Annotated in this window: 18 protein-coding genes; 14 read left to right on the forward strand and 4 right to left on the reverse strand. The window is 65.9% G+C overall.

The window, feature by feature from the left end; all coding sequences use genetic code 11:
• Positions 1-35: 35 nt before the first annotated feature.
• A complete protein-coding gene (gene hrpB / locus EMQ25_RS00100; RefSeq protein ID WP_127186521.1) occupies positions 36-2498 on the reverse strand; it encodes an ATP-dependent helicase HrpB in 2463 nt (820 codons plus the stop codon).
• Between the two features lie 144 nt (positions 2499-2642).
• Here hrpB and EMQ25_RS00105 point away from each other — a divergent pair, with 144 nt between their 5' ends.
• Positions 2643-2966 carry a hypothetical protein gene (locus EMQ25_RS00105; RefSeq protein ID WP_127186522.1) on the forward strand — a complete coding sequence of 108 codons (324 nt, stop codon included), beginning with the start codon at positions 2643-2645 and terminating at the stop codon, positions 2964-2966.
• A gap of 35 nt (positions 2967-3001) precedes the next feature.
• Here EMQ25_RS00105 and EMQ25_RS00110 read toward each other — a convergent pair whose 3' ends face one another.
• Complete coding sequence (locus tag EMQ25_RS00110) at positions 3002-4228, reverse strand: lytic murein transglycosylase (RefSeq protein WP_244606416.1); 1227 nt, start codon at positions 4226-4228, stop codon at positions 3002-3004.
• 306 nt (positions 4229-4534) lie between these two features.
• Here EMQ25_RS00110 and EMQ25_RS00115 point away from each other — a divergent pair, with 306 nt between their 5' ends.
• The 9 genes from EMQ25_RS00115 (at position 4535) to EMQ25_RS00155 (ending at position 19211) form a co-directional block, all read left to right on the forward strand.
• The gene (locus EMQ25_RS00115) at positions 4535-5698 is read left to right on the forward strand and encodes an osmoprotectant NAGGN system M42 family peptidase (protein WP_127186524.1); all 1164 of its coding nucleotides are present in this window, start codon (positions 4535-4537) and stop codon (positions 5696-5698) included.
• A 203-nt stretch (positions 5699-5901) separates the two neighbouring features.
• Positions 5902-7458 (forward strand): ABC transporter substrate-binding protein, encoded by a 1557-nt coding sequence (locus EMQ25_RS00120; RefSeq protein WP_425290222.1) that lies wholly within the window; start codon positions 5902-5904, stop codon positions 7456-7458.
• A 65-nt stretch (positions 7459-7523) separates the two neighbouring features.
• On the forward strand, positions 7524-8471 hold the full coding sequence (locus EMQ25_RS00125) for an ABC transporter permease (RefSeq protein WP_127186526.1): 948 nt from the start codon (positions 7524-7526) through the stop codon (positions 8469-8471).
• Positions 8468-10270: a dipeptide/oligopeptide/nickel ABC transporter permease/ATP-binding protein gene (locus EMQ25_RS00130; protein WP_127186527.1), complete on the forward strand. Its 1803-nt coding sequence runs from the start codon at positions 8468-8470 to the stop codon at positions 10268-10270. The genes EMQ25_RS00125 and EMQ25_RS00130 overlap by 4 nt, the downstream gene beginning before the upstream one ends.
• Positions 10267-11067, forward strand: a complete 801-nt coding sequence (locus EMQ25_RS00135) for an ATP-binding cassette domain-containing protein (RefSeq protein ID WP_127186528.1) — start codon at positions 10267-10269, stop codon at positions 11065-11067. Before EMQ25_RS00130 ends, EMQ25_RS00135 begins: the two co-directional genes overlap by 4 nt.
• A gap of 4 nt (positions 11068-11071) precedes the next feature.
• Positions 11072-11851 carry a FadR/GntR family transcriptional regulator gene (locus EMQ25_RS00140; RefSeq protein ID WP_127186529.1) on the forward strand — a complete coding sequence of 260 codons (780 nt, stop codon included), beginning with the start codon at positions 11072-11074 and terminating at the stop codon, positions 11849-11851.
• Positions 11848-12687, forward strand: coding sequence for an aldo/keto reductase (locus EMQ25_RS00145; RefSeq protein WP_127186530.1), 840 nt, complete (start codon positions 11848-11850; stop codon positions 12685-12687). Before EMQ25_RS00140 ends, EMQ25_RS00145 begins: the two co-directional genes overlap by 4 nt.
• Positions 12688-13080: 393 nt before the next feature.
• Positions 13081-14904 carry an autotransporter assembly complex protein TamA gene (locus EMQ25_RS00150; protein ID WP_244606417.1) on the forward strand — a complete coding sequence of 608 codons (1824 nt, stop codon included), beginning with the start codon at positions 13081-13083 and terminating at the stop codon, positions 14902-14904.
• Positions 14901-19211 carry a translocation/assembly module TamB domain-containing protein gene (locus EMQ25_RS00155; protein WP_127186531.1) on the forward strand — a complete coding sequence of 1437 codons (4311 nt, stop codon included), beginning with the start codon at positions 14901-14903 and terminating at the stop codon, positions 19209-19211. Before EMQ25_RS00150 ends, EMQ25_RS00155 begins: the two co-directional genes overlap by 4 nt.
• Positions 19212-19237: 26 nt before the next feature.
• Here EMQ25_RS00155 and EMQ25_RS00160 read toward each other — a convergent pair whose 3' ends face one another.
• Positions 19238-20008, reverse strand: a complete 771-nt coding sequence (locus EMQ25_RS00160; RefSeq protein WP_127186532.1) for an SDR family NAD(P)-dependent oxidoreductase — start codon at positions 20006-20008, stop codon at positions 19238-19240.
• A gap of 145 nt (positions 20009-20153) precedes the next feature.
• Here EMQ25_RS00160 and EMQ25_RS00165 point away from each other — a divergent pair, with 145 nt between their 5' ends.
• A complete protein-coding gene (locus EMQ25_RS00165; protein ID WP_127186533.1) occupies positions 20154-20720 on the forward strand; it encodes a DUF2076 domain-containing protein in 567 nt (188 codons plus the stop codon).
• Positions 20721-20796: 76 nt separating this feature from the next.
• The gene (pncB, locus tag EMQ25_RS00170; RefSeq protein WP_127186534.1) at positions 20797-22101 is read left to right on the forward strand and encodes a nicotinate phosphoribosyltransferase; all 1305 of its coding nucleotides are present in this window, start codon (positions 20797-20799) and stop codon (positions 22099-22101) included.
• On the opposite strand, the gene EMQ25_RS00175 is transcribed toward pncB, so the two are convergent.
• Positions 22098-22763 carry a pentapeptide repeat-containing protein gene (locus tag EMQ25_RS00175; protein WP_158625883.1) on the reverse strand — a complete coding sequence of 222 codons (666 nt, stop codon included), beginning with the start codon at positions 22761-22763 and terminating at the stop codon, positions 22098-22100. The genes pncB and EMQ25_RS00175 overlap by 4 nt on opposite strands.
• Positions 22764-22840: 77 nt before the next feature.
• On the opposite strand from EMQ25_RS00175, the gene EMQ25_RS00180 reads away from it, so the two are divergent.
• Both EMQ25_RS00180 and EMQ25_RS00185 read left to right on the forward strand, forming a co-directional pair.
• Positions 22841-23449 carry an alpha/beta hydrolase gene (locus EMQ25_RS00180; protein WP_127186536.1) on the forward strand — a complete coding sequence of 203 codons (609 nt, stop codon included), beginning with the start codon at positions 22841-22843 and terminating at the stop codon, positions 23447-23449.
• Positions 23450-23561: 112 nt separating this feature from the next.
• Positions 23562-25313: a sensor domain-containing diguanylate cyclase gene (locus EMQ25_RS00185; RefSeq protein WP_127186537.1), complete on the forward strand. Its 1752-nt coding sequence runs from the start codon at positions 23562-23564 to the stop codon at positions 25311-25313.
• Positions 25314-25402 lie beyond the last annotated feature (89 nt).

Genomic DNA, 25402 nt, shown 5'->3' on the forward strand with positions numbered 1-25402 from the left:
TTTTGGTTGCGGCAACCCGTTCCAAGGCTCGTAGGTCATTGCCGACGCGGCTTGGCGCGCACCGTCGGATCGGCGGTAAGGGGATCGTCGGGCCAGTGATGGCGCGGGTAGCGCCCCTTGAGATCCTTGGCCACATCTTTCCAGCTGCCACGCCAGAAGCCGGGCAGGTCGCGCGTCGTCTGGATCGGGCGCTGGGCGGGCGAAAGCAGGATCAGAAGAAGTCTCACCTGTCCGTTGGCAACGGATGGATGAACGTCGAGGCCGAAGAGCTCCTGCACCCGCAAGGTGAGGGCTGGCCCGTTTTCGGCTTCGTAGTCGATCGGGATGCGATTGCCCGTCGGCGCCGTGAAATGACTTGGCAGAAGCGTATCGATCTGGGGCCGCAGCGCCCAGGGCAGCAGCAGGCCGAGCGCAGCATCGAGGGTCTGCGCGTCGATCTCGGCAAGACTGGTCGCGTCCGAGAGATGCGGCGCGAGCCACGCGGCACCGTCGCAGGCAAGGGTCTCGTCGGAGAGATCGGGCCAGGGTTCACCCAGCGTGCGGTGGAGGTAGTTGGCGCGGGCCCGGAGCACTTTCTGCTCCTTGGTCCAGGGGAGGGTGGATATGCCGATCCCCGCAATGCCTGCAGCAAGGCATTGCGCGGCCTCTGGCCCCGGGGGCACAGGCGCAGTCCGATCATCGAGCAGCAGCGCGCCGAGCTGCCGGCGTTTCCGTGCGCGAAGGCTTCTGCCGGCCTCATCGAAGGCGACGCTTTCGGTTTCGATGATCTGCCCGGAAAAGAGGGTCTCGATCGTCGTGCGCTCGATGCGGGCTGCGGCCCGGATCCTTCCGGCGCCCGCGCTGCCGGTGATGTCGGCGACGACGAGGAATGCGGCATCGGCCAGTGCATCAGTGCCGTCGAGACTTGCCGCCCGCCCGTTTGCGAGCCGGAAGCGGCCGCGCCCGCCAGCGGCCTGGGCGATGCGATCGGGGTAGGCTCGCGCAAGATGATGGCCGGCGCCCAGCCTTTCGGTGCTGGTCGTCCCCGAGCCCGCCCGTGCCGCCCATCGTGATGCAAGTGTCCGGGCATTGTCGGCGCGCGGTCCGCGCTCGCGCGCCAGCCTTTCGAGCCGATGATCAAGATCGCTGTCATCGCCCCCGAGCCCACGTTCGCCCAGGAGGACGGCGAGGCGCGCGGCTTCCTCGGCCGCGCCTTCGGACACGGCGCCGATCACCATATGGGCGAGCCGGGGGTGGAGCGGGAGGCGTGACAGCGCCTTGCCCGATGGTGTGATCCGCCCGCCCGCATCTATTGCGCCCAGCGTTTCGAGAAGCGCCCGCGCTTCGGTCCAGGCCGGGCGCGGCGGCGGGTCGGTGAAGCGCAGTTGCGCGGGGTCGGCTACGCCCCAGAGCGCCAGATCGAGCACGAGGCCGGCAAGGTCGGCGGCGAGGATCTCGGGCGTCTCGAATGCCGGCCGAGCGGCGGTCTGGGCCTCGGCCCAGAGCCGGTAGCAGATGCCGGGCTCGGTGCGACCGGCGCGACCGCGGCGCTGGTCGGCGCCGGCGCGCGAAACCGGCCGGGTGGCAAGCGTCGTGAGGCCGGTGGCCGGATCGTGCAGCGGCACGCGGGCGAGCCCGGAATCGACGACAATGCGCACCCCTTCGATGGTGAGCGATGTCTCGGCGATCGCCGTGGCAAGGACGATCTTGCGTCGCCCTCCATTGGCGGGTGCGATGGCCCGATCCTGTGCAGCGGCATCGAGCTGGCCGTGTAGGGGCAGGACGTCGACATCTGCCGGGATGCGGCCCGCGAGCGCTTCGGCGGTGCGCGCGATCTCGGCCTGTCCGGGCAGGAAGGCGAGAACCGAACCCGGCTCGGCTTTCATGGCTTCGGCGATGGTCCTTGCCATCTGCGTTTCGAGCCGTTCGAGCGGGTTGCGGGGGACGTGGCGGGTCACGACGGGGAAGGCGCGGCCGAGGCTTTCAATAACGGGCGCGTCTCCGAGCAGCGCGCTGACACGCGCGCCGTCGAGGGTCGCGGACATGACGAGAATGCGCAGATCCTCCCGCAGGAGCGATGCATCGAGGGTAAGCGCCAGCCCGAGATCGCCTTCGAGGCTGCGCTCGTGAAACTCGTCGAAAAGAACGGCTGCGACGGTTTCGAGGCCGGGATCCTCGAGCAGCATGCGGGTGAAGACGCCCTCGGTCACAACTTCGATGCGGGTGCGCGGAGAAACCCGGGCGTCGAGGCGGACGCGATACCCCACCGTCTCGCCCACCGGTTCGCCGAGCGTGGCGGCCATGCGCGCGGCGGCGGCCCGGGCGGCAAGGCGTCTCGGCTCGAGCATGATGATACGGCGGTCGCCCCGCCAGGGTGCATCGAGAAGGGCAAGGGGCACGCGGGTCGTCTTGCCCGCTCCGGGGGGCGCGACGAGAACGGCGCGCATGTCATGCTCGAGGGCGCCCATCAGCGCGGGTATCGCATCGTCTATGGGCAGGGGATCATCGGGGCGGACCATAGCGGTCTCTTGCCTCGAAGTGCCCGGATCGGCAAGGGGGGCAGGCACTTCCGCCCGGCTCGCGCATTTTATAAAGGTGATGCCTCTTTTCTTGCATCGTCGGCGCGACTGTCGCAAAAGGCGCAGTCGGGGGGTATTTGAACGATGGTCTTTGTTTTCTTCATATTGGGTCTGCTTGGCATCCTCAGCGGAGGACTGCTCGCCTTCGTGTCATTGCTGGTCGCGCTGCGCGACTCGGGAGGCGACATGCGGATCCTGATGAGCGCCCTCGTCATCATCAATCTGCTGCCCGGTCTCGGCATTATGCTGGGGGGGCTGATCCTCATGGCGATCGGGAGGATGCTGTCGCTCCTGCGCCGGATCGCGGAGAATACTTACGAGCTGCAGTTCTCACTCGTGCCGCCCTCCACCCAGGAGACCGATGGGGAGCGGGAGCCGCAAGGCCGCCAGCGCGATTTCTGGCGCTAAGAAGAAGGGCCCCGCGGGGCCCTTCTGGTCATCTGCTAGCGGAGCGCTGCAAGGAGCCGGCCGGACGGGAAGCCATCCGGCAACAGGCCGCGCTGGCGCTGGAAGGCGATGATGGCCTGACGCGTGCGCGGGCCGATGACCCCATCGGAAGGGCCGGCATCAAACCCGCGGCGCGAGAGAAGCGTCTGCACTTCCTGGCGCTGGGTGCGCGTCAGGGCCTGGGCGTCTGACGGCCAGGCGGTAACGAAATTGCCATAGCCCAATATGCGGTCGGCCAGATGTCCCACCGCAAGCGCGTAGCTGTCGGAATTGTTATAGCGCTTGATCACATCGAAATTGGGCAGCAGCAGGAAGGCCGGGCCATCGCCGCCCGCAGGCAGGTAGAGCCGCGCCTGATCGCTCGGCCGGGGAAAATCCCGGCCCGTGACACGGGCGACGCCCATGCGCTGCCAGTCCGCGATCGAGGCCGTGCCCATGGACCAGGCACGCGAATAGTCGAAGTTTTGCGGCAGGCGAACTTCGTAGCCCCAGGTCTCGCCCTGTCGCCAGCCATGGGCCTTGAGGTAATTGGCGGTCGAGGCGAGAGCGTCGGGCACCGAGTTCCAGATGTCGGCGCGGCCGTCCCCATTATAGTCGACCGCGAAGCGCTTGAAGCTCGAAGGCATGAACTGGGTATGGCCCATCGCGCCGGCCCATGAGCCCACCATGTCGCGCGGCGCGATATGGCCCTCATTGACGATCTGCAGCGCCGTCAGCAATTCGTTGCGGAAGAAGTCGGTACGATATCCGCCATGGGTGAGGGTTGCGAGGGCATGGATGGTGTTGTTGCCGCCCATATACCCGCCGAAATTGGTCTCCATCCCCCAGATGGCGAGGATGATCTCCGGGGTGCCCTGGTAACGCTGGGCGACGCCCGCCAGCGTCTGCGCCCACTCGCGCGACATGGACTGCCCGCGCTGGATCTGGGCAGCGGTCACGCGCTTGCCGATATAGGACGCGACCGTCTCGGCGAATTCGGGCTGAGAGCGTGTGAGGCCCATGACGCGCTCGCTCGGCTGGAAACCAGCCAGCGACGCATCAAAGACGCTGCGCGAAACGCCACGAGCCTGCGCTTCGGGCCAAAGCCCGGCAATGAAGGCGGCAGGGCTCTGGTTGCTGGCGAGCGGGGTCGTGACGCTTGAAACGGCGAGGATCGCCGCCGTGGACAAAGCGAGGATGAGGCGGGGCGCGGAGCGCCGGCGGGCTTGGGCTTCGGTTTTCACTTCGACCTCTATGTGTACGCAACAATCGGACAGCATGAAGGACCGGCGGCGCGACAGGTGCCGCCACGGGGGCCAAAATGCCGGTTCTTCGGGCGCAGCACAGCAGGTTCGCCCCCGCAACCGCCGCCTTTGCGCCCATGTCCAACCATTTTACCCTTTGCGATTAAGATGGTCTTAAATAGGCGGCAGAAGCGGGGCATGCGTGTGCCGAGGGCGATCACGAAGGCGTGGGGAGGCGATTGACCCATAAGGGGGCAGCGCCTAGCGTGCCGGCATTTCCATCAACAGCACGGAGCGCCTTCCCACATGCGGCTCAGCATCGATATCGACTATCTCCTGGGCCAGCTGCGGACGCTTCTTGCCATCGACAGCCCCACCGGGTTCACCGATTCGATCGTGCGGCACACCGCGCGGGAGGTCGAGCGGCTCGGGCTCGAGGTTGAACTGACACGGCGCGGCGCGATCCGCGCACGCAGGCCCGGGCTCCAGCGACGCCCCGCGCGCGCGGTGGTCAGCCATCTCGATACGCTGGGTGCGCAGGTCAAATCCATTCGCGATAGCGGGCGGCTCGACCTTGTGCCGATCGGCAACTGGTCGGCCCGGTTCGCCGAGGGCGCGCGCGTCACCATCTACTCGGAACGCGGCAATTACCGCGGCACCATCCTGCCGCTCAAGGCATCCGGGCACACCTACAATGAAGAGGTCGACAGCGCGCCCGTGGGCTGGCGGCACATCGAGGTGCGCGTCGATGCGCTTACGCGCAGCAAGGAAGACACCCGCCATCTCGGCATCGAGATCGGCGATATGGTGGCCATCGATCCGGTGCCCGAATTCATGGAGAACGGCTTCATCGTCTCGCGCCATCTCGACAACAAGGCGGGCGTCGCGTTGATGCTGGCCGCGCTCGAAGCCATGCAGCGCGAAAAGATCGAGACGCCGGTCGACAGCTATTGGCTCTTCACCATCGAGGAGGAGGTAGGCGTGGGCGCCGCCTCGGTGCTCGTCCCCGAAATCGCCGCCATGGTCGCGATCGACAACGGCACCACGGCGCCGGGACAGAATTCGGACGAATTCGGCGTCACCATCGCCATGGCCGACCAGACGGGCCCGTTCGACTACCACCTCACCAAGAAGCTGGTCGAACTCTGCCGCACATACGAGATCCGCTTCCAGAAGGACATCTTCCGCTTCTACCGCTCCGATTCCGCCTCGGCGATCGCGGCGGGGCACGACGTGCGCACCGCGCTCGCGACCTTCGGGGTCGATGCCAGCCATGGCTATGAGCGCATCCACGCCCATGCGCTGCGCTCGATCGCCGAACTCGTCACCGCGTATCTCTGCTCGGACGTGCTGATCCAGCGGGATGCCGAGGAGACGGCGGGGCTCGAAGGGTTTACACGCCAGCCCAATCGCGAGGCCGACCAGAGTTTGACCGCCGAGACCGAGGATCCGATCGGCGAGGTGGAGTAGGCCCCCTCATCCGCCCCTGCGGGGCACCTTCTCCCACGAGGGGAGAAGGAAGGAAGGAGCGCGAGACGGGTGAGGTGGAGGCGCAGGCGCGATTTCTCCCCATCAATCGTTGCCTCAGCCTAATTTATCATGATTAAATGCCCTTTCGCCGAAAACGCTCAAAAACCATCCGAAAGGGAGACGTCATGAGAAGAACACTCGGCATGCTGTCGGGCACCGCCATCCTCGCGCTGGGGCTCGCCGCCGGGCTCATGGGTCCGGCCGCTGCGCAGACCCCGCCCAACGTCCTGATCGTCGGTCAGATCGCCGAGCCGCAATCGCTCGATCCCCACACCGTCACCGCCGCCAATGATTTCCGCATCGTGGTCAACATCTATGATGGCCTCGTGCGCTATGCCGACGGCACGCTCGAGGTCGAGCCGGCGCTGGCGACCGATTGGGAAATTTCCGAGGACGGGCTGACCTACACCTTCACCCTGCGCGAAGGCGTCAATTTCCACGACGGCACCCCGTTCAACGCCGAAGCGGTCAAGTTCAACTTCGACCGCATGCTGGACGAGAACCACCCCTTCTACGGCACCGGTCCGTTCCCGCTCTCGTTCAACTTCGAATCGGTCGAAAACGTTGAAGTCGTCGACGACCTCACCGTCAGGTTCACGCTGAGCGAGCCCTTCGCGCCGTTCCTCTCCAATCTCGCGTATCCCACAGGGCTCATCGTCTCGCCCGCCGCGGTCGAGGCCAATGGTGAAGATTACGGGCGCAATCCGGCTGGCACGGGCGCGTATCGTTTCGCGCAATGGCAGTCCAATACCTCGGTCGTGCTCGAAGCCAATCCCGAATACTGGGACGGCGCCCCGGCCCTCGAGGCGCTGGTCTTCCGCCCGATCACCGACGCCAATACCCGCGTTGCCGAAATGCTCTCGGGCGGTATCGACGTCATGGTCGAGGTCCCGCCCGACAATATCGCGACCTTTGCTGACGATCCCAACTTTACCGTCCACGAGGCGACCGGACCGCATGTCTGGTACGTCATGCTGAACGCCAAGGAAGGCCCGTTCGCCGATCCGCGCGTCCGCCAGGCCGCCAATTACGCCGTCAACAAGGAGGGGCTGGTCAACGACATCCTTCAGGGGACCGCGGAGATCTCCGACAGCCCGGTGCCGCCCGCCTTCGGCTGGGCCTATAATGATGAGCTCGAGCCCTATCCCTATGATCCGGAACGGGCGCGGGAGCTGCTCGCCGAAGCCGGTGCGGAGGGGGCGAGCCTCACCTTCTACGTCACCGAAGGCGGCTCGGGCATGCTCGATCCAGTCAATATGGGCACCGCCATCCAGGCCGATCTCGAAGCGGTCGGGTTCGACGTCTCGATCGAGACCTACGAGTTCAATACCTTCCTGGGGCTGGTCAATGCCGGGCTCGAGGGTCAGGCCGACATGGCGCAGATGGCGTGGATGACCAATGATCCCGACACGCTCCCCTTCCTCACGCTGCGCACCGATGCGTGGCCGGAAGCGGGCGGGTTCAACTCGGGCTATTACTCCAACCCCGAGGTCGACACGCTGATCGAAGAGGCGCGCGTCGAGACCGATCCTGAGGCCCGCGCTGCGCTCTATCGCGAGATGCAGACGCTGGTGTTCGAGGATGCGCCCTGGATCTTCGTGGCCAACTGGCGCCAGAACGCGGTCACGACCGCCAATGTCGAGGGCTTCTCGCTCCAGCCCTCCTTCCTGCTGATGCTGCAGGACGTCGCCAAGCCCTGATGGGCCGATGACGCGATGGGGGCCGGCGAACGTCGCTGGCCCCGTCCACCCCCGGAGGCAGTTTTATGGCGGGCTATATCGGCAAGCGGCTCCTCGCCGCCATCCCGGTCCTGTTCGGGCTATCCATCATCGTCTTTTTGATCATGGCGCTGATCCCGGGCGATCCGGCGACGGCGATCCTGGGGTCCTTCGCGACGCCCGAAAACGTCGCGCGCATCAACCGCGACCTCGGGCTCGACCGGCCATTGCACGAGCAATATCTCGTCTGGGTCGGCAATTTGATGCAGGGCGATCTCGGGCGCTCCTTCCGGCTCAACCGGCCGGTGCTCGACGAGGTGCTGGAGCGCTTCGGCGCGACGCTGATCCTCGCATCCGTCTCCCTCGTCCTCTGTTCGATCTTCGGGCTCCTCGCCGGCATCGTGTCGGCCGTCCGCCAGTTCGGCTGGGCCGACCGGCTGATCACGCTGTTCGTCCTCATCGGCATCTCCATCCCATCTTTCTGGCTCGGGCTGCTGATGATCCTGATTTTCGCGGTGCAGTGGCGCGTCCTGCCCGCGAGCGGCATGTATGCGGTCTATGGCGGCGGCGATTTCTGGGACCTGCTGCGCCATCTGATCCTGCCGGCAACGACGCTTGCCGTCGTTGCCACAGGCGTCATCGCGCGGCTGACGCGTGCCGCCATGCTCGAAGTGCTGCGCCAGGACTATGTGCGCACCGCCCGCGCCAAAGGGCTGTCGGAACGCAAGGTGATCTACAAGCACGCCTTCAAATCCGCGCTGGTCTCGGTCGTGCCGGTCATCGGCATCCAGGCCGGGTTCGTGCTTGGGGGCGCGGTCTATATCGAAACCGTGTTCCAGTGGCCCGGCATCGGGGCGATGCTGGTCAACGCCATTTCCACCCGCGACATCCTCCTCGTCCAGGGCGGGGTGCTGGTGGTCGCGGCAAGCTACGTGCTCTTCAACCTTCTCGCCGACGTCGTCCAGGCGCTGCTCGATCCGAGGCTCAAATCATGACCGCGCTCGAAACCTCCGCGCCCCCGCCCGCTGCCTCGGGCCGGCTGACGGGCTGGCAATTGCTGTTCAACAACAAGCTGGCCGTCCTGGGGCTCGTCGTCCTCGGCCTTATCTGCCTTCTGGCGGCGCTGGCGCCGGTCCTGCCGATTCCGAACCCCAATGCGACGGCCACGGCCAACCGCATGCAGCCGATTTTCTCGGAAGGCCATCTGCTCGGCACCGACCAGCTCGGGCGCGACATCCTCGCGCGGCTCCTCTGGGGCACGCAGATCTCGATTGCGGTCGGGGTCTCGGCGACGCTGATCGCGGCCTTTTTCGGCTCGCTGATCGGGCTCGTCGCGGGCTATGCGCGCGGGCGGGTCGACAATGTGCTGATGCGCGGCATCGACATGATCATGGCCTTTCCCTACATCCTCCTCGCGCTTGCCATCGTCGCGGCGCTTGGGCCGGGGCTGCTCAACGCGCTCTATGCGATCGCGGTGGTCAACATTCCCTTCTTCGCGCGCAATGTGCGCGGCGTCACCGTGGGGCTCGCAACGCGCGAATTCGTCGACGCGGCGCGGCTCGGCGGCAAGGGCCATGCGGCGATCCTCTTCACCGAAATCCTCCCCAACGTGCTGCCCGTCATCGTCATCACCATGTCGACCACGGTCGGCTGGATGATTCTGGAAACCGCCGGGCTCTCCTTTCTCGGGCTTGGGGCCCAACCCCCGCAGGCCGATCTCGGCTCCATGCTGGGCGACGGGCGGGCGCAGCTCTTCACTTCGCCCCATGTCTCGATCATTCCGGGCCTCATGATCTTTGCGCTGGTGATGAGCATCAACCTCTTGGGCGATGGGGTGCGCGATGTGCTCGATCCGCGCCTCAAGGCCGGCGCGCTGAACCGGCCCATGCCAGTGACGCGCATCGATCGGAAGACGACGCCGCCGGCCGAAAAGCCCGGGCTTGGCCTCCTGGCGGTCGAGAACCTCGAAACGAGCTTCGCCCGCGGCCGCGGTACGGCGCCAGCGGTCAAGGGCATCTCCTTTACGCTCGAAAAGGGCGAATGCCTTGGGCTGATCGGCGAGAGCGGATCGGGGAAATCCGTCACCGCGCTTTCGCTGATGGGGCTCGTCGCTTCGCCCCCGGGCATCATCACGGGCGGGGCCGTCTATCTCGAAGGACGCGACATCTTCTCGTTGCCCGAAGCCGGCATCACCGCGCTTCGCGGCCAGCGCGTCGCCTATATCTTCCAGGATCCGCTCACGACGCTGCATCCGCTGTTTCCGGTCGGTGAGCAGGTGGCCGAGGCCGTTTCCGCGCACCAGTCGATCGGCCGGCGGGCGGCGATGGAAAAGGCCGTGGCGCTGCTCGAGGACGTCGGTATTCCCGAGCCGGCGCAACGCGCGAAATCCTATCCGCACCAGCTTTCGGGCGGGCAGCGCCAGCGCGTCGGCATCGCCATGGCGCTCGCCAACGATCCCGACATCCTGATCGCGGACGAGCCGACCACCGCGCTCGACGTCACCGTGCAGGCGCGCATTCTGGAGCTGCTGCAGGATCTGCGGAAAAAGCGCGGCCTCGCGCTCCTCTTCATCACCCATGATTTCGGCGTCGTCGCCCAGATCTGTGACCGCGTCGCCGTCATGCAGCACGGCAAAATCGTCGAGACCGGCGAAACCGCAAAAATTCTGGCCGATCCGCAGCACGCCTATACCAAGAGCCTCATCGCCTGCGTGCCCGAATTGGGCGAAGGCCGGGCCTTCCTCGATCGGGTGGGCAAGCTCTTCCCGCAACCGGGCGCGGAGGGTGCGTCATGACGGAAGCCGCGATCGAGGTCGAGCACCTCACCAAGACTTTCGGGGGCGGACGGTCGCTGTTGGGACGCAGGCGGCACGAGGTCCATGCGGTGCGCGACCTTTCGATGGGGCTCGCGCGGGGGGAAACCCTCGCCGTCGTGGGCGAAAGCGGTTCTGGCAAGTCGACGCTGGCGCGCATGCTGGTGGGGCTCGAGCATCCGACGTCCGGCCGTATGATGATCGCGGGCAAGGACGCCACTGTGCTTGCCAAGGAAGGCCCGAAAGTCTTCGGGCAGATGATCCAGTACGTCTTCCAGGACCCCGTCGCCTCGCTCAATCCGCGCAAGACCATCGCCCAGACGCTCGAAACCCCGCTCAAGCGGCTGCGCGGCATGGGCGGCCCGGCGCGCGCCAAGCGCATGCGCGCACTCCTCGATGCGGTGCAGATGCCCGCCGAGGCGCTGGAGCGCTATCCGCACGAATTTTCTGGCGGACAGGCCCAGCGCATCGCCATCGCCCGCGCGCTTGCGGCCGAGCCCGAGATCATCATCCTCGACGAGCCGGTTTCGGCGCTCGACGTCTCGGTGCAGGCCCAGGTGCTGCTGCTGCTCGAGCGGCTAAAGGCCGAATTCTCGCTCTCCTATCTCTTCATCAGCCACGATCTGGCGGTGGTGGAATCGATCTCGGACCGCGTGGCGGTGATGTATCGAGGAGAGTTGGTCGAGATCGGTGATGCAGCCGGCATCTTCGCCAATCCCCGGCACGAGTACACCCGACAGCTGATCGCCAGCGCACCGCGGCTGACGCGACCGGCGTGATCGCATGACCCGATTGCCCCACCCGCAGCCAAACCTTTTCACGCCGGTCACGCGCCGGCGGCGGCGGCCCGAGATCATCGCCGAGCGAATCAAGGCACTCATTCGCGATGCCGGCCTCGTGCCCGGGGATCGGTTGCCACAGGAAAAGGAGCTGATGGAGCGGTTCAGCGCTGCGAAAGGCACGGTGCGCGAAGCGATGAAATCGCTCGAAACGCAGGGCCTGATCGTAACGCGCACGGGACCGGGAGGCGGCGCCTTCGTCTCGCGTCTTTCGGGCGATCATGCCATGGAGCTCCTCGCCAATTACTTCTTCTTCAGCCCGCCCGGTCTCTCTGAAATCTACACCCTGCGTCGGCTGCTCGAGCCGGAGATCGCGCGATCGGTCGCGGGTCAGCTTGCACCTTCGGACCTGCGCCGTCTCGAAGCGACCATGCGGCTCTATGATCATCCCCCGGCGGACGCCGAAGAGCTGGTGCGCCAACGCGTCGCCGAGCTTGATTTCCATTCGGTGCTGGCCGAGCTTTCTCCGAACCCGGTACTGGGGTTCGTTGCGGGGCTCATGCAGAACCTGCTCCGTGACCTGCCGGTCTGTCGACGGATCTATGCGGAGACGGCGCCCGGGCCGCGAGAAGTGGGGCTGCTCTTTCAGATGCGGCTAATGTCGGCAATCAGCGAGAACCGGCCGGACGACGCCTATCGCATCGCCGCCGAACACATGGCAGAAGCCGAGCGTTACATGCTGGCGCGTGCGGCTGAACTCGATCCGAACGGAGATGTCCGATGAGCCTTTCCATTCCCCGCCTGGCGCTGCCCTCGGGAGGGCAGATCGACCAGTTCGGCCTCGGCACCTGGGGGATGGGCGAGGGGCGAAGGACGCCAGGAGAGGAATCGGATGTGCTGCGGCTCGGTCTCGACCGTGGCGTCCGCCTGATCGACACGGCCGAAATGTATGCGGATGGTCGTGCCGAAGCGATTGTGGGTGAAGCGATAAGAGGCCGGCGCGAGGATGCCTACATCGTCTCGAAGGTGCTGCCCTCCAATGCCAGCCGGACGGGCACCATCGCCGCCTGCGAGCGGAGCCTCGGGCAGCTGGGGACCGACCACATCGATCTTTATCTTCTCCACTGGCCGGGCCGGCATCCGCTTGCCGAGACGATCGCCGGGTTCGAGACGCTGAAGGCGCAGGGCAAGATCTCCCGCTGGGGCGTCTCCAATTTCGACCGCGACGACATGGAGGCCCTGTTCGCCGCCGGCGGGACGGAGGTCGCGACGAACCAGGTGCTCTACAATCTGACCCGGCGCGGCATCGAATACGACCTCCTGCCCTGGAGCGAGGCACGCGGCATTCCGATCATGGCCTATTCGCCGATCGAGCAGGGCCGGCTGCTCGGGCATCGGGTTCTCCGCAAACTTGCCGATGCGCGCGGGGCGACGCCCGCCCAGATCGCCCTTGCCTTTGTCCTCGATCGGGGCGCCATTGCCATACCCAAGGCCGGCAGCGCCGAGCATCTTAAGGACAATCTGGGCGCGCTCGACATCGTGCTTTCCGATGAGGAAAAGGTCGCGCTCGATGCAGCCTTCCCACCACCGACAAGACCCACGCCGCTCGAAATGCTCTGACTTACCAAGCCTTAACCATACCGATGGTGCGGGCCGACAGGTAACGCTTGGCAAACCGGTTATGGTTCATGCTTGCTGAAGCGTTTGGGCAACAATCTGTCCATCGCGGCCCGGAGGGCATGGCGGAGGCCATCCGCTTGCCCTAAGCTCGCCCCAGACGTGGCGCGTTCTGGCCATGTGGGCCACATGCCGTATGGCGGACCTGGCCGATCGATGTAGCGGGGGCGGCGTCGGCTCCCAAGTGTGAGACCTGTTCCGGTGAGGCCCTGTCTGAGCCTCGTGCCCTTGGGGCGGGACAAAGACGACGGGAACGGGAAGCTGCAGTATCTTCGCCTCACAACCTGCCTGGTTCCGCTTTTCCTTTTGGGCCACCAGCCTGCGGGCGCGTTCGAATTGTTCGGCATCCAGCTCTTCGGCAGCCAGGCGGACGCCGATGCCGATGCGGTGATCGCCGATCCGCAACTCTACACCCTCGACTTCCAGGTTCGCGGCGAGGGGGATGTGGAGCGTGCGGTGCGCAGCGCCTCCGCCCTGCTTTCGGACCAAAACGATCCTGCGTCAGGGGCTGCCGGGCTGCTCGCCAAGGCGCGTGGCGATTATCGCCGCATTCTGGCGGCCCTCTACGCCCAAGGCTATTATGGCGGCACGATCAACATTTTCGTGGCCGGGCGCGAGGCGACAACGCTCCCACCCGACGTGCGCCTGCCCGATCCTGCGCCGGTAACGGTCATCGTCGATCCCGGCCCAGTCTTCACATTCAACCGCGTTGCGATCGCCAATCGCGCTCCCTTTACCGATGATCCACGCGACCAGGTCGGTGCGCCCGAAGATGCCGGGTATGGGCGGGGCGAGGTGGCGCGCTCGAGCGTGGTGCTGCGCGCCGAGCAGCTCGCGCTGGAAGCCTGGCGCCAGCAGGGGCATCCCAAAGCCGAGATCATCGATCGCGAGGTCGTTGCCGACCATCAGACGCGCACGGTGGACGTGCTGATCCGCGTGTCGCCGGGCAGCCGGGCAAGCTTCGGCCCGGTCGCGGTCCAGGGCACCGAATATATGGATCCCGATTTCGTGGCACGCCAGAGCGGGCTCACCCTCGGGGAAGAGTTCGATCCCGACGAGGTCGAGAGGGCGCGCAACCGGCTTTCGCGCCTCGACGTCTTCCGCGCCCTGCGCCTCGAGGAAGCGCCGGCCATCGGCGCGGATGGATTGCTCCCCTATACGATAATCGTCCAGGAACAGGCGCTGCGCCGCTTCGGCGTCGGAGCAACCTACTCGACCGTCGACGGGCTCGGGGTCGAAGGGTTCTGGCTCCACCGCAATCTCTTCGGCCAGGCCGAGCGGCTGAGGCTCGACGCCAAGATCGCCGGCATCGGCTTTCCGATCGAGACCGAAGCCTTCGACTATGCCTTCGGCGGCACCTTCACCAAGCCCGGGTTCTGGACCCCCGACACCGATCTCGTCGCAGCGATCGCCGCAGAGCGCACCGTGCTCCCGGCCTTCATCGAGACGTCCGCCAGTGCGCGGCTGGGCCTCAACCATTTCCTCTCCGACGAGATTACGCTCGAAGGCGCGGCAACCTACAAATACGCCGAGTTCGAGGATGATTTCGGCATCCGCACCTTCTCGACCGCAGGGCTCTTCGGCGGCTTCACCTTCGACAATCGCGACGAACCGCTCGATGCGACCGAAGGCTTTTTCGTCAATGTGACAGCCGAGCCCTATTACGAGTTCATCTTCGGCAATCCGGGCCTCAGGGCCACCGCTGAAGCGCGTACCTATTTCGGCTTCGGGGACGACGGCATGTTCGTGCTCGCCGCGCGGGTCAAGGCCGGGGCGCTGCTCGGGCCGGACCTGGCCGAGATCCCGCCCGACCGGCTCTTTTTTGCCGGCGGTGGCGGCTCTGTGCGCGGCTACGGGTTCAAGTCGATCGGGGTCGAAGGCCCTGATGGCATCGTGACCGGTGGACGGTACCTGCTCGAGGGCTCGCTCGAGGCCCGCGCCAAGGTAACCGGGGACATCGGGGCGGTCGCGTTCGTCGACGCCGGATATGTCGCGGCCGATACCTTCCCTGGGATCGAGGACCTGCGGGTCGGCGCCGGGCTCGGCCTGCGTTACGATACCGGACTCGGTCCGCTACGGCTCGACGTCGCCATTCCTCTTAACAAGCGCGACGGTGACCCCGACTATGCGCTTTATGTCGGCATAGGACAGGCGTTTTGAGCCGGATACTCGCAGTCATACTCTTCCTCTGCGCGGCGCTCGTCGCCATGCCTCTTATCGCGCAGGACCAAGAGCAGCGCAGTGACGAAGAGCAGAAATCGCTCTTCCTGCGCTTCGTGCAGGACAGGCTCTCGACGCCCGAACGGCAGATCCGCATCTCCAACATCGACGGCATCCTCTCTGAGCGCGCCTCCATCCGCGAGATCACCATCTCGGACGATGAAGGCGTCTGGCTCAGGATCGTCAACGCCTCCATCGACTGGAACCAGGGCGCCCTGTTCGGTGGCAGGCTCGAAATCCGGTCGCTTGCCGCAGAGCGGATCGACTACATCCGCAATGCGGTGCCCAGCGATCGGCTGGACGTGCCGGCGCCGGAGGCGCGAAGCTTCGAAATCCCCGATTTCCCGGTCGCCATCATCCTCGAAGAGCTCGCCGTGCCGCGCGTCGTGTTCGGGGAGAACGTCTTCGGGCTTGGTTCGGAGATTTCGGTCAATGGCGGGTTCGTCCTCGATTCGGGATCGCTGGACGCCAATCTGGACATCGTGCGGCTCGACGGCCCGGGCGGGACGCTCGACATCGACATCGCCTATGCAGGCGGGACGGACACGATCGATCTGGGCGTGACACTGGTCGAGCCCGAGGACGGCATCATCGCCAACCTGCTCAATATCGAGGGCCGGCCCGAAGTGCAGCTGACCATCGTCGGCAGCGGACCGGTGGCAGATCTTCGGACCGAACTCGTCCTTAATGCCGGGGGCCAGACTGCCCTCTCGGGCGCGGCGACCGTCGCGCAGTCGGATGCCGGCTTCATCATCGACGCGAATCTGCGCGGTCCGATCGCAAGGCTGGTTGCCGAACCCTATCGGGCTTTCTTCGGGGCAGAAACGGCACTAAGTGCCAACGCTCTTCTGCGCAGTGGCGGTGGGCTGTCGATCTCGGGGATCAGGCTGTCGGGCGGGCAGCTCGTCCTCTCCGGCCGGGCCGAGACGACGGCCGACAATTTCCTGTCGCTTCTCGAACTTAACGCGGTGATCGCCGATCCGAGTGGCGGCACGGTGACGCTGCCGGTTGCCGGCAATGCCACCCGCGTGCGCAGCGCCGAACTGGGCATCGATTACGGCACCAGCGGCAACGAGGATTGGGCCGCGGTGCTCGACCTCAATGGCTTTGAGACCGACGGGCTTGCCGCCGAAACCCTCAACCTGCAGGCCAATGGCGTCGCGGCAAATCTCGAGGATCCCCAGACCCGCCGCATCACCTTCAATGGCGATGGTGCGCTCGGGGGCATTACCGCCGACAGCGCCGAGGTTCAGGCCGCCCTGGGCGACAGCATCGGGTTCGGCATTGCCGGGCTCTGGAACGCCGGCGAAGCGGTTCAGCTTGCCCAGTTCATGCTGGCGGGTGACGCGCTCGCGCTCAGCGCCTCGGGGGCGATCGACCAATGGGTCTTCGATGGCGATGTGGCGATCGAGACTAGCTCCATCGCGCCCTTTTCGGGCGTTGCAGGCCGCGATCTCTCCGGTGCGCTCGATCTCCGGGCTACGGGCACGATCAATCCGATAACCGCCGGCTTTGATCTCGTTCTCGAGGGCAGTGGCACCGACCTCGGCATTGACGACGAGATCGCCGATCGCCTGCTCGACGGCACCGTCACGCTGTCCGGCCGCATTGCCCGCACCGACACCGGGCTCATCGCCGACGGCTTCCGCCTCGGCAATGCCCAGATCCAGCTTGCGGCCGATGGCAGCTTCGCAACAGGCGTCGCAGATTTCGGCTTTTCGCTCGACCTTGCCGATCTGGCGCTCGTCTCGCCCGAAGCGTCGGGCGCGGTTGCCGTCACCGGCACTGCGCGCGGAACGGAAGGCATCATCGCGCTTGAACTCGATGCTCAAGTGCCTGCCGGGCGGCTCACCGGGCGACCCTTGCGGGATGCGCGTTTCGGGTTTTCGGGCACGCTCAACGATGGCGCGGTCACCGGCGCCCTCGATGGATCGGCATTCCTTGACGGATTTGCGGTCGCGCTCGCGGGCGATGTATCGGCCAGTGGCGAGGCGCGCCGCATCTCGGATCTGCGCTTCACCGCCGGCGGCGCAACGTTGACCGGCGACGTCACCCAGCGTCAGGACGGGCTATTGGAAGGTCGGCTGGCGCTCGAAGCGGCGAACATCTCGACGGCAGCCGCGCTGCTCCTGACCGAAGCCAGCGGCGCGGTCAACGCCGCCATCACCCTTTCGGTGGTGGAGGGGCAGCAGCTTGCCGAGGCCTCCGGCACCGCAAGAAGCCTCGTGGTCAACGATATCCGTGTCGGTGCGGCCGATTTCGAGGCCGTCATCGCCGACCTCTTCGGGGTGCCGATGATCGACGGCGCGGTGAACGGGTCTTCGATCAGGATTGCCGGGGTCGATATCGCGACGCTGCGGGCAACGGCCAGCCGACGAGGCGAGGAGACCGCGTTCGACGCGCAGGCGGCCCTTGCCAATGGTGCTGCGATCAATGCTGCGGGCAGCCTCGCGCCCCTCGGCGAGGGTTATCGCATCGCGCTCAATTCGGCAGCGCTCACCCAGGGCCAGCTCAGCGCTCGGCTTGCCCGCCCGACCGTCTTCGCCGTCGATGGCGATCTGGTGCGGCTCGACGCGGTCGAACTCGACGTGGGTGGCGGGCGCATCATGGCGACCGGCACGGCCGGGACCAGCCTCGACGTTTCGGTCGAGATCCAGTCCGTCCCGCTTTCCATCGCCAATGCGGTGCAGCCCGGCCTCGGGCTTGCCGGCACGATCAATGGCTCGGCGCGCATTACCGGCTCAGGCGGCGATCCGCGCGCCAGCTTCTCGCTGACCGGTTCGGGCATCAATGCCACCGCCATCGGTGAGTTCGGCATCGCGCCGCTGCAGTTCTCCGCCCAGGGCAGCTTTGCAAACCAGACCATCAGTCTGACAAGTCTGAGCGCAAGCGGCGCGGGGGGGCTTCAACTCGCCGGCAGCGGCACTGTGCCGCTTTCGGGTGGCGGCCTCTCGGTGGCGGTGACCGGCTCTGCGCCGCTGGCGCTCGCCAATCGCTTCGTCGCCGATCGCGGCGGGCAGTTTTCGGGCACGCTCAATCTTGACGCGCGGGTGACCGGAAGCCTTGAAAGCCCGCAGTTCAGCGGTCAGCTCGCGACGGCGGGCGCCGGCTATGTCGATCCCGCTCTCAGCCTTCGGCTCGTCAACATCACCGGGAGCGCACAGCTTACCGGGGAAAGCATCACCATCAACCAGTTGAGCGCAGCCCTTGCGACCGGCGGCACGGTCTCTGCTTCGGGGAGCATCGGGCTCACTGGAAACAATGCCGCCAACGTCGCGCTGCAGCTCAATTCGGCGCGGTACGCCGATGGCAATCTCCTTGTCGCGACGGTTTCGGGCAATCTGGCCCTCACCGGACCACTCGCGCAGAACCCCGTGCTTTCGGGCAATGTCTTCGTCGAAGAGGCCAATATAACCGTGCCCGAGTCGTTCGGGGGCGGGGCGACGCTGATCGAAGTCGATCATCGCGCCATCCCCGGCCGCGTCGCTGCGACCCTTGCACGGGCGCGGGCAGACGAGCGCTCCCGGCGGGCGGAAGGGGGGCGGCCCTCCATCCTTCAGCTCGACGTGACCATCAATGCGCCCAACCAGGTCTTCATCCGCGGTCGGGGGCTCGATGCCGAAGTCGGCGGCTCGGTGCGCCTCACAGGTCCGGTCACCGACATCCAGCCGGTGGGTGGGCTCGAACTCATTCGTGGCAGGCTTTCGATTCTTGGCCAGCGGATCACCTTCGAAAGCGGCAGCGTGACGCTGGTGGGCGATCTCGATCCCTTCATCGATCTGGTCGCGCGTACCGATGGCGATGGCATCACAGTTTTCGTCACCGTTTCGGGCCGCGCGTCCGAACCCGATATCAGCTTCTCTTCGAACCCGGCCCTGCCCGAGGACGAGGTGTTGTCCCGCCTCATCTTCAACCGCTCGATGGGCGAGCTTTCCCCGCTGCAGCTGGCCCGGCTCGCCGGGGCTGCGGCAGAACTTGCAGGTGGCGGCGGATCATCGCTCGTCGACAGCCTTCGCGACGCGACGGGCCTCGCCGACCTCGACATCGTCACCGATGACAGCGGCAATATTGCCGTGCAGGCCGGCCAGTATATCCAGGACAACATCTATCTCGGCGTACAGGCCGGAGCGGACGGGCAGACCCGCGTGACGGTCGATCTCGACATCACCGACGACGTTCGGGCCCGCGCGTCCACGGGTGCCGACGGAAATTCGAGCATCGGCGTTTTTTACGAGCGCGACTATTGAGGGATGCGGAGGCGTGGTGCCTCCGCCTATTCCTTCTTGGGTGACCCGCCTAGACTTGCGCGCATGCCGCCATCGACGCGCAAGACTTCACCGGTAATGAACGATGCCTTGTCCGAGGCAAGGAAGACTACGGCGGCGGCCACTTCGCGCGGTTCCGCACTGCGCCCTAGGGGGTGCATGTCGCGGATCTGACGCCAGACATCGTCGGGATCCTCGGCAAGGGCGACCGATTCGCGCAGCATGGGCGTATCGACCGATCCCGGGGCGATGCCGTTCACCCGCACGCCGAGCGGTGCGTAGTCGACCGCCATCGAGCGGACGAGCCCGATCAGCCCGTGCTTGGATACGGAATAGGCCGTCACCCCGGCCTGGCTGGCCACGCCCTGGACGGATGCCATGTGCACCACGGCACCCTTGGAATCGCGCAGCATCGGCATGGCCGCACGCGAAATGAGGAACGCGCCCTTGAGGTTGACCCCCAGCGTTTCGTCCCAGAGCGCCTCGTCGGTCGTCTCCACGGTGCCATAGCGCTGGATGCCGGCATTGTGCGAGAGGACATCGAGCCCGCCGAAGGCCGTCCGCGCCGTCTCGGAGGCGCGCGCGCAGTCGGCCGCCACCGCAACCGACCCCGTCACCGTCTCGACCCTGGAGCCCTTTTCCCTCAGGCGTCCGGCGAGCGCCTCGAGGCCCTTGGCGTCGACATCGAACAGCACCAGCGCCGCGCCGTCTTCGGCAAAGGCCTCGGCAACGGCCTCCCCGATGCCCTTGGCGGCACCAGTGATCAGAACGCGTTTCATCAAATCCTCCCTGTCGGATGTTCGTCCAAACTGTTAGCGCGGGCTGCGCGCACATGCCATCGGGCCCGAGAAAAATCCAGCAATGCCCTTGCGCCGAGGCTCTATGGCCCCGATTTCGATAACAACCAGATAGAGGAGACGCCACATGCTCGCCCCAGAAGACCGCAAGGCCATCGAAGGGCTGTTCGAGCGGCTCGATACCGTCGAGCGCAATGGACAGCCCCGGGATGCGGAGGCCGAGGCGCTGATTGCCCAGAGCGTAGCCCGCCAGCCGGGAGCGCCCTATTATCTCGCCCAGACCGTTCTCGTGCAGGACTATGCCCTGCGCCAGGCGGAGGAGCGGATTGCTGAACTCGAAGGCCAGCTCGCCGAGCGGCGCGAAGGCGGGCTCTTCGGCGGTCTCTTCGGAGGCGGGCGCGCGGAGGCTCCGGTCCGTCAGCAGATGCGCGGCGACTATGATGCCGGGCAAGGCCAGGCCATGCGCCAGGGTGGCGCCAGCGGCGGCTTTCTCGCCGGCGCCGGCCAGACCGCCCTAGGGGTTGCCGGCGGCGTGCTGATCGGGAGCGCGGTGGCGTCGATGCTCGGCATGGGTGCCGGAAGTGCCGAAGCTGCCGAAGCGCCTGCGGAAGCACCGGCCGAAGACGGCGACGGCGGCGATTATGGAGATGGCGGGGATTTCGGCGGCGGAGATTTCGGCGATCTCGGCTTCTGAGCCGGGACAAAGACTACTCCCCAAGCCCGCATCGGAATGCTAACCCTGTCCCCCGTGCAAATCCGGGGGACAGCCCATGACGAGGACCGATATCGCCCGGCGGGTGTATAATCACACCTGGAAGCTCGATCCGATCATTCGGAGCCTGCTCGACACCGATTTCTACAAGCTCCTGATGCTGCAGATGATCTGGGGGCTCTACCCGCGGGTCGAGGCCGAGTTTGCTTTGATCAACCGCACGACCAGCGTTCGGCTGGCCGACGAGATCGACGAAGCCGAACTGCGCGCTCAACTCGACCACGCCCGCACCCTGCGCTTCACCAAGAAGGAAATGATCTGGCTTGCCGGCAACAGCTTTGCGGGACGCACGCAGATCTTCGAGCCGGACTTTCTCGCCTGGCTTGCCGAGTTCCGGCTTCCCGAATACGAGTTGGAGAAGCGCGACGGGCAATTTGAACTTCGGTTTTCAGGGCCATGGATGGAGACATCCATGTGGGAGATCCCGGCGCTCGCCATCATCAACGAGTTGCGCAGCCGCGCCGCGCTGAAGGTTCTGGGGCCTTTCGAGCTCGACGTGCTCTATGCCCGCGCCAAGGCCCGCATGTGGGCCAAGGTCGAGCAGCTCCGCCCCTTGCCCGATCTGCGCATTTCCGATTTCGGCACACGGCGCCGTCACAGCTTTCTCTGGCATCGCTGGTGCGTCGAGGCTTTGAAAGAAGGCATCGGCGAGGCCTTTACCGGCACCTCGAACGTGCTTCTGGCGATGGACAACGACCTCGAGGCCGTCGGCACAAATGCGCACGAACTGCCGATGGTGCTGGCTGCGCTCGCCACGACGGATAAGGCATTGCGCGCGGCGCCCTACCAGGTGCTGCAGGACTGGAACCAGTACTATCAGGGCAATTTGCTGATCGTATTGCCCGACGCTTTCGGGACCGACGCGTTCCTGCGCGATGCGCCGGACTGGGTGGCAGACTGGACGGGGTTCCGACCCGACAGCGCTCCCCCTGTCGAGGGCGGCGAGAAGATCCTTGCCTGGTGGCGGGCGCGGGGCCGGGATCCCCGGGGCAAGCTCCTCATCTTCTCCGATGCGCTGGATGTCGAGACGATCGTTGAAACCTATCGCCATTTCGAAGGCCAGGTGCGCATGGCCTTTGGCTGGGGCACCAACCTCACCAATGATTTTTCGGGCTGCGCACCGCGGCCCATCGACGGGCTCGATCCGATCTCGCTCGTGTGCAAGGTGGTTTCGGCGAACGGCCGCCCTGCAGTGAAACTGTCGGACAATCCGCGCAAGGCCACCGGGAACGCCGACGAAATCGCCCGCTATCTCCAGGTTTTCGGGGATGACGGACGCGTCTCGCACGAAGTCCGCGTCTAGCGGACCTTGAGTCCAACCGCTCTCAGGATCTCGCTCGCCTGATCGCGCGAGATCGTTGCGCCGCGAAACCGCGCGGCGTCCGAGAGCGTCACGGCGCCGAGGTCGCAACCGCGCAAATCGGCGCCTGCGAATTTGGCGTCAGAAAGACTTGCCTCGCGCATCCGGCAGTTGACGAAGACAGCGTCCCTGAAATCTGCGCCCGCCAGATCGGCCTCGGAGAGGTCGAGGCCTTCGAGCGTCAGCTTCCGGAAAATCAAGGCCCTGAGATTGGCGCCGATCAGGAGGCATTGGTGAAACGCGAGGTCGAGATGGGCGGCGTCGAAGAAATTCGCCCCGCTGAGCCGGCAGCCCGAGAACCCGGCCTCGCCCAGCCGCGCCGCGGTAAAATCGGCCGCCGTGAGGTCGCAGGTTTCGAACCGGGCCTCGCCGAGCTTCGCGGCTGTGAAGCGCGCTCGCTGGGCGCGACAGCGCAGCCAGCGGGTCTCGGTGAGGTCGGTGCCGGTGAAGTCGGTGCCGGGCAGGCTGCAGCCCTCGAAAGTCGCGCCCGCGAGGTCCATGCGGCTGAGGTCGAGGCTCTCCAGATCGCATTCCACGAAATGGCGCGTGCCCTCGTCGAAGGCGGCGCGCAGGCTATCTCGGTCAAGGCGTTGTCCCGGATTCATTACCGCTCCTTTCATCGCCTCCGGCCTACACCGGCCGTCAGGCGGCTGCTAGGGTCCGGGAAAAGAAAGGATATCGGATGACCAGCGAGGCCTACACCTTCATCGAAAAGCCCGGCCAGGGAACGGGCCCGGTCTTTGTCCTCCTGCACGGGACGGGCGGGGACGAACATCAGTTCATGGGGCTCGGTCATCAGCTCTTGCCCCAAGCACATCTTGTTGGTGTGCGCGGAGATGTCAGTGAATATGGGGCTTTGCGGTATTTTCGGCGGACGGGGGAGGGTGTCTATGACATGGCCGATCTTGCGCGAGCGACGGACAAGCTCGACACGTTTCTGCGGGAGCTGAAAGAAAGACTGCCGGGCCGGCCGATTTATGCGCTCGGATACTCGAATGGGGCGAACATTCTGGCTTCGGTGCTCTTCAAGGCGCCCGAACGCGTCGACCGCGCGGTGCTGATGCACCCCCTGATCCCCTTCACGCCCGAAGATCAGCCGGGGCTTGCGGGCCGGGCGGTGCTGATCACGGCGGGGCGGGCCGACCCGATCTGCCCGGCGCCGGAAACCCAGAAGCTCGGCGACTGGTTCGGCGCACAGGGGGCTAAGACCGAGATCGTCTGGCATGCAGGCGGGCATGAGGTGCGGCCCGAGGAATTGCAGGCCGTCCAGCGGTTCGTCACTGCATCCTGACCCTCGGCGCCTCACGCCTTGGCATCGGTTAGTCGAGTGTTAACAGGGTCCTCCTTATGGTCCCCTCGCATGCATGTGCGAGGGGCACAGGCATGGGGGGACGTGCCGCTCGATGACTGCCGGGGGTCTGAAACGCGTTCTGACCACCAGCCTCAGGACGCGCATTGCGCTGCTGATGCTGGCCGGTTTCCTTGCGGTTTCGGTGCCGGCCTATGGCGCTTTCGTGTGGATCGTCAACACGACGGTCGTGAGCCTCGGCACGCTGTTTGCCGAAAAGCAGATCCTCTTCGATAGATATCGCGGTCTCGGCGCGCTGATGCGCGAAGTGTCTCTCGCCGAAACACTTGCGCGTTCGCCGACAGTCCGGGACTGGGCGTTCGACGAGAGCGACCCGCAAAAGATGCGCCGAGGCATTGCCGAGCTCGAGCATTATCGGCAGGCCTTCGCCGACAAGAGCTATTTCTTCGTCGTTGGTGCGTCCGGAAACTACTATTTCAACGACGCCGCCAACAGCTATGCGGGCAATCAGTATTCCTACACGCTCGACCCCGACAACCCGCGCGACGGCTGGTACTACAAGACGGCGGCGCTGGGCGAAGGGTGCCACCTCAACGTCGATAATGACGACACGCTGAGGGTCACCAAGGTCTGGATGAACTGCGTGATCCGGGAAGGCGCGCGCGTGCTCGGCATCGTCGGCACCGGGCTCGACCTCACATCCTTCATCCGGGAAGTCGTCGACATCCCGCAGACGGGCGTGCAGTCGATGTTCGTCGACCGGTCGGGCGCGCTACAGGCGCACCGGGACCCGCGGCTCGTCGATTTCCAGAGCCTTACCAAGGACATCTCGAACAAGAAGACGATCTTCAACCTCATCGACCGGCCGCAGGACGGCGCCCTGCTGTCGCGGCTGATGACCGAGGTGACGTCGGGCGACGTGCTCGTCCGGTCGGCCTTCATGCAGGTCGATGGCCGGCAGACGCTGGTCGGGGTCGGGTATCTCGACCGGCTCGGCTGGTACAACATCACCTTCATGGATGTGGACGAGATCATCGACCGCGACCTCTTCCTGCCGATCGGGTTGCTGCTCGGGGCGATGATGCTGGCGGTCACACTGGTCCTTGCCCTCGTCATCAAGCGGATGGTGATCGACCGGGTGGAGGCCGTGGAGGCCGGCGTGGCTGCGGTGCGGGCCGGCGTCTACCGGCCCGAACTGCAGGACAGGGGCGCCGACGAGATCGGCAGGCTCTCCCGCGCGTTCGGCGAGATGGCGAGTGCCGTTTCGATGAATACCCAGATGCTCGAAACTGTGGTCGACGAGCGCACGAGGCAATTGCAGGATCTGGCAAATCTCGACCAGCTGACGGCGATCCCGAACCGCCGCGGCTTTGTTTCGGCGTTCGAAACGGCGAGCCTTGGCGCGCGCTCCGAAAGGCTCAGCCCCGCGCTGCTGCTGATCGACGTCGACCGGTTCAAGCAGATCAATGACAGCCATGGCCATCAGGCGGGCGACCTCGTCCTCGTCGAAGTGGCGCGGCGCCTCGGGGCGATCGTGCGGCCCGAGGACGTCTGCGGGCGGTGGGGCGGCGACGAGTTTATCGTGCTGATCGCCGATGTGGGGACGCTCGGCCTGCGGGCGATTGCCGGCGCCATCGCGCAGGCGCTTTCGGGCGCACCTTATCCCCTCCAGGCCGAGACTGCGCTACATATCGGCTTCTCGATCGGGGCGTGCCTCGTGGAGCCGGGTGAGGGTATCGACGCGGCCGCCGACCGGGCCGATGCCGCGCTCTACCGGGCCAAGGCAGACGGCCGGGGCAGGGTGGTGGTGGAGGATGGGATGCGTGCGAGGCGGGCCGCGGGCTGACGATCACATTTGGAGCGGGGGCTTGCTATTTGCTGCAAAGGGAATATTTCCTGATGCTGCGGCGCCGGGCCCCTCTGGCGGCGGGACCT

It is taken from the genome of Arsenicitalea aurantiaca (genome assembly GCF_003994485.1).
Classification (GTDB): domain Bacteria; phylum Pseudomonadota; class Alphaproteobacteria; order Rhizobiales; family Devosiaceae; genus Arsenicitalea; species Arsenicitalea aurantiaca.

Excerpts from the sequence above, each read along its gene's own strand:
- hrpB (WP_127186521.1), bottom strand. The coding sequence starts at position 2,498 with ATGGTCCGCCCCGATGATCCCCTGCCCATAGACGATGCGATACCCGCG.
- EMQ25_RS00105 (WP_127186522.1), top strand. The coding sequence starts at position 2,643 with ATGGTCTTTGTTTTCTTCATATTGGGTCTGCTTGGCATCCTCAGCGGA.
- EMQ25_RS00115 (WP_127186524.1), top strand. The coding sequence starts at position 4,535 with ATGCGGCTCAGCATCGATATCGACTATCTCCTGGGCCAGCTGCGGACG.
- EMQ25_RS00120 (WP_425290222.1), top strand. The coding sequence starts at position 5,902 with ATGCTGTCGGGCACCGCCATCCTCGCGCTGGGGCTCGCCGCCGGGCTC.
- EMQ25_RS00125 (WP_127186526.1), top strand. The coding sequence starts at position 7,524 with ATGGCGGGCTATATCGGCAAGCGGCTCCTCGCCGCCATCCCGGTCCTG.
- EMQ25_RS00130 (WP_127186527.1), top strand. The coding sequence starts at position 8,468 with ATGACCGCGCTCGAAACCTCCGCGCCCCCGCCCGCTGCCTCGGGCCGG.
- EMQ25_RS00135 (WP_127186528.1), top strand. The coding sequence starts at position 10,267 with ATGACGGAAGCCGCGATCGAGGTCGAGCACCTCACCAAGACTTTCGGG.
- EMQ25_RS00140 (WP_127186529.1), top strand. The coding sequence starts at position 11,072 with ATGACCCGATTGCCCCACCCGCAGCCAAACCTTTTCACGCCGGTCACG.
- EMQ25_RS00145 (WP_127186530.1), top strand. The coding sequence starts at position 11,848 with ATGAGCCTTTCCATTCCCCGCCTGGCGCTGCCCTCGGGAGGGCAGATC.
- EMQ25_RS00160 (WP_127186532.1), bottom strand. The coding sequence starts at position 20,008 with ATGAAACGCGTTCTGATCACTGGTGCCGCCAAGGGCATCGGGGAGGCC.
- EMQ25_RS00165 (WP_127186533.1), top strand. The coding sequence starts at position 20,154 with ATGCTCGCCCCAGAAGACCGCAAGGCCATCGAAGGGCTGTTCGAGCGG.
- pncB (WP_127186534.1), top strand. The coding sequence starts at position 20,797 with ATGACGAGGACCGATATCGCCCGGCGGGTGTATAATCACACCTGGAAG.
- EMQ25_RS00175 (WP_158625883.1), bottom strand. The coding sequence starts at position 22,763 with ATGAATCCGGGACAACGCCTTGACCGAGATAGCCTGCGCGCCGCCTTC.
- EMQ25_RS00180 (WP_127186536.1), top strand. The coding sequence starts at position 22,841 with ATGACCAGCGAGGCCTACACCTTCATCGAAAAGCCCGGCCAGGGAACG.
- EMQ25_RS00185 (WP_127186537.1), top strand. The coding sequence starts at position 23,562 with ATGACTGCCGGGGGTCTGAAACGCGTTCTGACCACCAGCCTCAGGACG.